This window comes from Halomicrobium katesii DSM 19301, from assembly GCF_000379085.1.
Lineage (GTDB): Archaea > Halobacteriota > Halobacteria > Halobacteriales > Haloarculaceae > Halomicrobium > Halomicrobium katesii.
Genome location: NZ_KB905378.1, coordinates 1,507,423 through 1,510,226, shown reverse-complemented (window position 1 = coordinate 1,510,226; position 2,804 = coordinate 1,507,423). Strand labels below are relative to the sequence as shown.

At 60.6% G+C, this 2,804-nt stretch carries 5 protein-coding genes and 1 pseudogene; 1 reads left to right on the top strand and 5 read right to left on the bottom strand.

Translation table 11 applies throughout. The annotated features are described in order from the left end of the window. A pseudogene (locus HALKA_RS20900) lies at nucleotides 1-109 on the top strand (IS1595 family transposase); the annotation flags it as partial. On the opposite strand, the gene HALKA_RS19390 reads toward HALKA_RS20900, so the two are convergent. From HALKA_RS19390 to HALKA_RS0108065, 5 genes are all read right to left on the bottom strand, one after another. Then, complete coding sequence (locus HALKA_RS19390) at nucleotides 59-625, bottom strand: hypothetical protein (protein ID WP_245545365.1); 567 nt, start codon at nucleotides 623-625, stop codon at nucleotides 59-61. The pseudogene HALKA_RS20900 and the gene HALKA_RS19390 overlap by 51 nt on opposite strands. Further along, a complete protein-coding gene (locus HALKA_RS0108080; RefSeq protein ID WP_018257504.1) occupies nucleotides 618-1,433 on the bottom strand; it encodes a DUF8125 domain-containing protein in 816 nt (271 codons plus the stop codon). Before HALKA_RS0108080 ends, HALKA_RS19390 begins: the two co-directional genes overlap by 8 nt. Further along, nucleotides 1,430-1,987: a DUF8063 family protein gene (locus HALKA_RS0108075; RefSeq protein ID WP_018257503.1), complete on the bottom strand. Its 558-nt coding sequence runs from the start codon at nucleotides 1,985-1,987 to the stop codon at nucleotides 1,430-1,432. The genes HALKA_RS0108080 and HALKA_RS0108075 overlap by 4 nt, the downstream gene beginning before the upstream one ends. A 26-nt stretch (nucleotides 1,988-2,013) precedes the next feature. Beyond that, nucleotides 2,014-2,202 carry a hypothetical protein gene (locus HALKA_RS0108070; RefSeq protein ID WP_018257502.1) on the bottom strand — a complete coding sequence of 63 codons (189 nt, stop codon included), beginning with the start codon at nucleotides 2,200-2,202 and terminating at the stop codon, nucleotides 2,014-2,016. Next, nucleotides 2,202-2,804, bottom strand: a 603-nt coding sequence (locus tag HALKA_RS0108065; protein ID WP_018257501.1) for an Env/VP5 family phage fusion protein, incomplete at its 5' end; no start/stop codon positions are given. The genes HALKA_RS0108065 and HALKA_RS0108070, both read right to left, overlap by 1 nt.

Sequence of the window (2,804 nt, the reverse complement as noted above, 5' to 3'; positions counted from 1 at the left end):
AGGCATCTCGAAGCATCATCTCCAAAAATACCTCGGATTTCTCGCACTGAAACTCAACTCACCGGACGACTGGTTCAAGAAACTGCTGTGTTACAATGTATCGGGATGAGCGATCGGTCTGTTCCCAGGTACGAACGTTCGAGAGGACGAGGAGATTGTCGAGATCGAGCGCACGGAGTTGAATCAGTAGGATCGCCGTGTTGGTCTTGCCAGTGTTCGGGTTTCCGGCAGCGGTGATGAACGCCGGAGCACCGTTGTTCTCGATCTGTTCGAGCAGCATCATGGGGAGCCGCAGCGCGGACGCATCGAGATCCTGTTCGGTGACGCCGACGATGTGGGACATGATCGAGCCGTTGCCCTGGGCGACGGCTTCGGTGGCAGTCCCAGTGATCTGTTTCGAGGCGAGCACTTGGCCGAGCGACGTACCTTCGAACGTCCTCGACGAGACTGGGAGTTCGTCGGCTTCTCGGAACGAAGTTTCGAGGAACGACAGTGCCGCTCGATCCTGGGTATCGTCGACGATCCCGGTGTGCGGAAGGAGACGATCGTCGCCGTCGAGATCGCCACGGACCTGCTCGTAGAGCTTCGCCGCCGTCAACAGGTGTTCGTCGACACTTTCAGTCATCAGCAGGCGCACCTCCGTTCCCAGCTCCGGCGAGATCAGCAAGGTCCTGGTCGAAATCGATCCGAACGCCGGGGGTTTCGGACTCCTGCGAGTCCTCTTCAGTCTCGCGAATCTTCCGCTCGAGGCCGAACTGCTCGATCGCGTTGTCGATCTCGTCGGTCAACCCCTCTCCTTCGTCTGGAAGGGTCCCGCGTTCGAACGTCGAGACGATCCGAAGCACGGCCTTCCGGGTGGCGTTACGGATGATCGTGAACGCCTGGGCTTCGATCGCGAAGCCACGTTTGGCGTCTTCCTCGAGCTGGCCGCGACACTCCTCAACGGCCTGGAGCGTTTTCATCAGCTCGCGGTCGGACATGGTACCGCGCCAGGTGCCCTCGACGGTCTGCTCGTCGAGATCGACCTGCTTGCCGAAGGCGAGATCGGGATTCACCCAGTCAAGTTGGCCCTCGGTGATCGTCCACTCGCTGAATCGCTCGCCGGGAATGCGGAAGATCCCGCCTTTCGTGTAGCGAGCGTCGACGTCGACGAGCCAGACGTACGTCGGTTCCCACAGGAGCGATCGAACCTTCTTGCCGGTCGGTCGTCCGACGATCGGGACGATGATGATGGCTGTAACGCCGATGATCCGGAGGTTGCGCGGGAGTTCGTAGCCGATGACCGACGCCAGGATAAACACACCGAGACCAAGACCCGACGCGAGCAGCGTCAGGTTCTCGGTCAACCAGCGGAACGCGCGGAACCAGCGGGATCGACTCGGGTTCTCGGGTGTGTCGTCGGGCTGTTCTTGTTCCGGTTCAGGATCACTCATGCGACGCGCTCACCCCGTTCGGTGGTGCCGACCTTGGCGGCGACTGCTTCGTATAGGACGGCGATGACAACGCCGAGAGCGCCACCGAGAGCAGCGTCACGAACGTCCGAACCAGTCCACGGACCAGAGATCAGGAAGCCCGATTGCTTGCGGATGTAGTACGCCTGTTCTCGTTCGAGACTGTCGTCAGTCCACATCGAGACAGCGGACGAGGCAGTGATGCGGACGGTCGTCATGGTGTCGGCCTCGACGACGACGGACCGGAACGAGATCGAGCCGGAGTGACTGCTTGTGTCCGGAGCTGCCGAGAGGGTGACAGACTTGAACTCGTCCGAATAGAACTCGATGACGAACACGCCGTCCTCGACGCTGTAGTCGACGACGCCGACGTTCTCGTCGATCACGAGTTCGTAGTTCGATGGACCGCCATCAGGACTGGAGGGACCCGCTAGAGTTGCTGTGTTGCCGGCGGTCTGTTGACCGATCGAGACGCCAGCCAGGACTGTACTACAGACGAGCAGGACGAATGCGATGCTAACGACGTTGTGATTCATGTCTGAAACCGGGTAGGGGAATGGTGTTACCAGAACTGCCACAAGGCAGTTAGTTGCGACTTTATCCAGCCGATTGCGTCGTCGACGAGTGGCGAAACGAGATCTACGGCTGGGCCGATCACGGGGACGCCCATAGCCTCGAGGCCGAACCCAAGCAGCGCGATCGCGGCGACGGGTTTCATCGGGATCGCTTTCAGCACCAGCCAGTAGACCATTAGTACGGACCTCCCTCGTCGCGGTTGTTCAGGAGGAGGAGACCACCAGCGAGGGCGGCGAGGATCCCAAGGCTGGTACTGTTGCCGAACGCGAAGCCGCCAGCGCCGCCGCGCATGTTCTGCTCGCGAGCTTCCCACTCGGCGCGCTGCTCTTGGAGCTGTTCGTAGCCCTCAATCAGCGCTGTCACATTCACGTCGGCTTCCTCGTACGTAGTCTTCTCGATCGTCGCGTTCTGTCGGCTTTTGCCGTCAGTGTTCTCGATCGAGTCGATCGTGAACTCGCCGTCGAGTTCGACGAGTCGATCAGCCGTGACCACGAACTGCGGGCCGGTGATGTTGGCCGTGTCGTGGGTCGTGTTGACCTCGAACAGGCCACTGTCCGGGTTCGTCTGCGACATGAGGATACCAGTGTGCGTGGTGCCGCCAGCGGTCGTGACGTTGAACTCGCCCATGTTCGACATGGCTTCGGGGGAGTTCGTACCCAGCAGCGTCAACTGGGCAGCCGTCCACGACTGGTACTCGTCACCAGCACTGAACTCGTTCGACAGCACGTACGGGTCGACGAGATCGGTGTTGTTGATCTCGCCCGACTGGTACTCGTC

Coding starts and splice junctions, on each gene's coding strand:
- HALKA_RS19390 (WP_245545365.1), bottom strand. CDS start 625: ATGACTGAAAGTGTCGACGAACACCTGTTGACGGCGGCGAAGCTCTAC.
- HALKA_RS0108080 (WP_018257504.1), bottom strand. CDS start 1,433: ATGAGTGATCCTGAACCGGAACAAGAACAGCCCGACGACACACCCGAG.
- HALKA_RS0108075 (WP_018257503.1), bottom strand. CDS start 1,987: ATGAATCACAACGTCGTTAGCATCGCATTCGTCCTGCTCGTCTGTAGT.
- HALKA_RS0108070 (WP_018257502.1), bottom strand. CDS start 2,202: ATGGTCTACTGGCTGGTGCTGAAAGCGATCCCGATGAAACCCGTCGCC.